Source organism: Mycobacterium sp. TH-M15 (assembly GCF_057473705.1).
Window position 1 is genome coordinate 1 of record NZ_JBYCLB010000590.1, and the last position, 3,711, is coordinate 3,711.

Genomic DNA, 3,711 nt, shown 5'->3' on the forward strand with positions numbered 1-3,711 from the left:
CGTTCGTCGCGGGGCAGGCGGCTGCCCCGGCGCACGCCACCGACCGGCACGCTGCCGACCGGCACGCTGCCGTCCGCGCCGCCGTCGGCCGGGACGGCAGTCAGATCGGTCGTGTCGGTCGGTTTGCTCATCAAGTCCCTCGGATTCGGTTCCGGTGCGCCGGCGGTCACCCCCCTGGCGCCGCGTGCAGACGAGACTACGCGGTGGGCTGCGGGCGTCGGCGACTGACGCCCGGCACGGCCTGCGCGGCGCCCGTCGGGCCGGCCGAACCGGCGGCCGGGCGTGCCGGAGAGTTGCCGTTGGCCCGGGTTGTGCCATCCTGGGACGGTGACCTTCGAGCCTGGGAGGCATTCGTCGAGTCGGTTACCCGCCCTTCGCGACCAGTGGCGGGAACCGCTGCGCGCGCTGCGCGACCCGCTGGTCGGCGACCGCGGCCGGGCCCGGTCCCGCCGGGAACACGAGGGGTCGCGTCGGCAGACCGCGCTCGGACGGTTCGTCTCCACCTACGGCTGGCGCGCCTATGCGCTGCCGCTGCTGGCGGTGCTCACCGTCGTCGTGCTGTACCAGACGCTGACCGGCACCGGCGTCGCGGCCCGGCCGGTCGCGTCGGACCCGGCGCTCAACGCGCCGCCGACGATCGGGTCGGCCGGCACCGAGATCATCGGCGCCCCGCCGCGCGGCCTGACCACCTTCGACGTGAACCTGCCCGCCGGGGTGCTGCCGATCGGTGGGCTGTTCACCGAGGCCGGGACGATGAGCTGGCACATCGTGCCCGGCATCATGGCGCAGGTCGGCCGGGGCACCGCCAAGGTGTTCGTCTACACCGTCGAGGTGGAGAACGGGATCGACACCACCGCGTTCGGCGGCGACGAGGGGTTCGCCCGGATGGTCGACGAGACGCTGGCCAACCCGAAAGGCTGGACGCACAATCCTCAGTTCGCCTTCAAGCGCATCGACCACACCGACACCGTCGAGCCGGACTTCCGGATCTCGCTGACCACGCCGATGACGATCCGCGAGGGCTGCGGGTACGAGATCCCGTTGGAGGTCTCCTGCTACAACCCGTCCTACGGGCCGGACGCCGAGCCGCGGGTCTTCATCAACGAGGCGCGCTGGGTGCGCGGTGCGGTCCCGTTCCAGGGCGACATCGGCTCCTACCGGCAGTACCTGATCAACCACGAGGTCGGCCACGCCATCGGCTACTCCCACCACGAGCCGTGCGAGAAGCAGGACGGGCTGGCGCAGGTGATGATGCAGCAGACGCTGGGCACCTCCAACGACGACGCGGCGAAGTTCGACCCGGACTGGGTGAAGCCGGACGGCAAGACCTGCCGGTTCAACCCGTGGCCGCATCCCATCCCGTGACACCCCGGGAAGCATCGCCGGCCGTTTGTCGTTGATCTGCTGTACGTGCACCGCCCGGTCGATGATGAGGAGTTAGCCGGTGTCGATATCGCTGCCGCCGCTGGTCACCCCGGCCGCCGAGCTGACCCGCGACGAGGTCGCCCGCTACAGCCGGCACCTGATCATCCCAGAGGTCGGCGTCGACGGGCAGAAGCGGCTGAAGAACGCATCGGTGCTGTTCATCGGGGCCGGCGGGCTGGGCGCGCCAGCGCTGCTGTACCTGGCGGCGGCCGGGGTGGGAACCATCGGCATCGTCGACGACGACGTCGTCGACGAGTCCAACCTGCAGCGCCAGATCATCCACGGGGTCTCCGACATCGGCCGGATGAAGACCCAGAGCGCCCGGGACTCGATCGCCGAGGTCAACCCGTTGGTGCGGGTCCGGTTGCACGAGTTGCGGCTCGCGGCGGAGAACGCCGTCGGGTTGTTCGAGGGCTACGACCTGATCGTGGACGGCACCGACAACTTCGCCACCCGCTACCTGGTCAACGACGCCGCGGCGCTGGCGCACAAGCCGTACGTCTGGGGATCGATCTTCCGGTTCGAGGGCCAGGCCTCGGTGTTCTGGGAGGACGCACCCGACGGCGCAGCCGGGGAGAAGCGCGGCCTGAATTACCGGGACCTGTACCCGGAGCCGCCGCCGCCGGGGACGGTGCCGTCCTGCGCCGAGGGCGGGGTGCTGGGCATCCTGTGTTCGTCGATCGCGTCGGTGATGGGCACCGAGGCGATCAAGCTGATCACCGGGATCGGCGAGCCGCTGCTGGGCCGGCTGCTGGTCTACGACGCCTTGGAGATGAGCTACCGCACCATCCGGATCCGCAAGGACCCGGCCACGCCGAAGATCACCGAACTCACCGACTACGAGGAGTTCTGCGGCGTGGTCTCCGACGCCGCCGAGCGGGCGGTGGCCGGCTCCACCGTCACGCCGCGGGAGCTGGCCGACCTGCTCGACTCCGGCAAGGAGATCGCGCTGATCGACGTCCGGGAGCCGGCGGAGTTCGCCATCAACCACATCGACGGCGCCGAACTGATCCCGAAGGGGGAGATCCTCTCCGGCGAGGGGCTGGCCCGGATCCCGCAGGACCGGATGCCGGTGCTGTACTGCAAGACCGGGGTCCGCTCCGCCGAGGCGCTGGCGGCGCTGAAGCGGGCCGGCTTCGCCGATGCGGTGCACCTACAGGGCGGGATCGTGGCCTGGGCTAAACAGGTGCAGCCCGACATGGTGATGTACTAGCCGCGGAGCCGGGGGTTCGTGTCCAGCCGCGGTCGCCGGGACGGGCACCATTAGGCTAACGCCGTGACCGTCGAACCGCCGCCGCATCATGTGCTGGCCGCTTTCGGTCTTCCCGGCCAGGATCCGGCGCCGCTGGCCGCCGGCTGGGAGGGCGGCTGGAAATGCGGCCAGGTGGTGCTGTCGACGGTGGCCGACCCGGCGCGCGCGGCCTGGTCGGCCACGGTGCGGGAGACGCTGTTCGTCGACGGCATCCGGCTGGCCCGCCCGGTGCGGTCCACCGACGGCCGCTACGTGGTCTCCGGCTGGCGCGCCGACACCTTCGTCGCCGGCAGCCCGGAGCCCCGGCACGACGAGGTGGTGTCGGCGTCGGTGCGGCTGCACGAGGCCACCGGCGACCTGGAACGGCCCCGCTTCCTCAGCCAGGCGCCGGTCGCGCCGTGGGCCGATGTCGACGTCTTCATCGCCGCCGATCGCGCCGCCTGGGAGGAGCGGCCGTTCCAGTCGCTGCAGCACGGCGCCCGCATCGCACCGGGCTCGCCGGACGGACAACGCTCCATCGACCTGATCAACGAGCTCGCCGCCCTGCGCACGCCGACCAAGAGCCCCAGCCAGCTGGTGCACGGCGACCTGTACGGCACGGTGCTGTTCGCCGGGTCGGCCGCCCCCGGCATCACCGACATCACCCCGTACTGGCGGCCGCCGTCCTGGGCCGCCGCGGTGGTGGTGGTGGACGCGCTGTCTTGGGGTGACGCCGACGACGACCTGATCGAGCGCTGGCGGACGCTGCCGGAGTGGCCGCAGATGTTGTTGCGCGGGTTGATGTTCCGCCTGGCGGTGCATGCGCTGCATCCGCGGTCCACCGCGGAGGCGTTCCCGGGGCTGGCCCGCACCGCTGGACTGGTCCGGATGGCGTTGTAGCGCAGCGGTTTCGGTGCCGGTTTCGGTGTTCTGGGCTTTCGCACGCCGGGCCTTCAGTCCCGATTCCGCGAGTAAGCGGGATAGTTGGCCTTGGGGCCTGCGGAAGATGTCGGGGTGGGGTGTGGGTAGGCGGGTGTGACCGGTGGCGCCGGTTT

Annotated in this window: 3 protein-coding genes; all 3 read left to right on the plus strand. The window is 71.3% G+C overall.

The annotated features are described in order from the left end of the window. Positions 1–327 precede the first annotated feature (327 nt). The 3 genes from AC2VNT_RS14575 (at position 328) to AC2VNT_RS14585 (ending at position 3,556) form a co-directional block, all read left to right on the plus strand. The gene (locus tag AC2VNT_RS14575) at positions 328–1,365 is read left to right on the plus strand and encodes a DUF3152 domain-containing protein (RefSeq protein ID WP_486947536.1); all 1,038 of its coding nucleotides are present in this window, start codon (positions 328–330) and stop codon (positions 1,363–1,365) included. Between the two features lie 79 nt (positions 1,366–1,444). Further along, positions 1,445–2,638: an adenylyltransferase/sulfurtransferase MoeZ gene (gene moeZ, locus AC2VNT_RS14580; protein WP_486947537.1), complete on the plus strand. Its 1,194-nt coding sequence runs from the start codon at positions 1,445–1,447 to the stop codon at positions 2,636–2,638. Positions 2,639–2,701: 63 nt separating this feature from the next. After that, entirely contained in the window at positions 2,702–3,556 is an 855-nt protein-coding gene (locus tag AC2VNT_RS14585; protein ID WP_486947538.1) for a TIGR02569 family protein, read from the plus strand. The last annotated feature ends 155 nt before the right edge of the window (positions 3,557–3,711 follow it).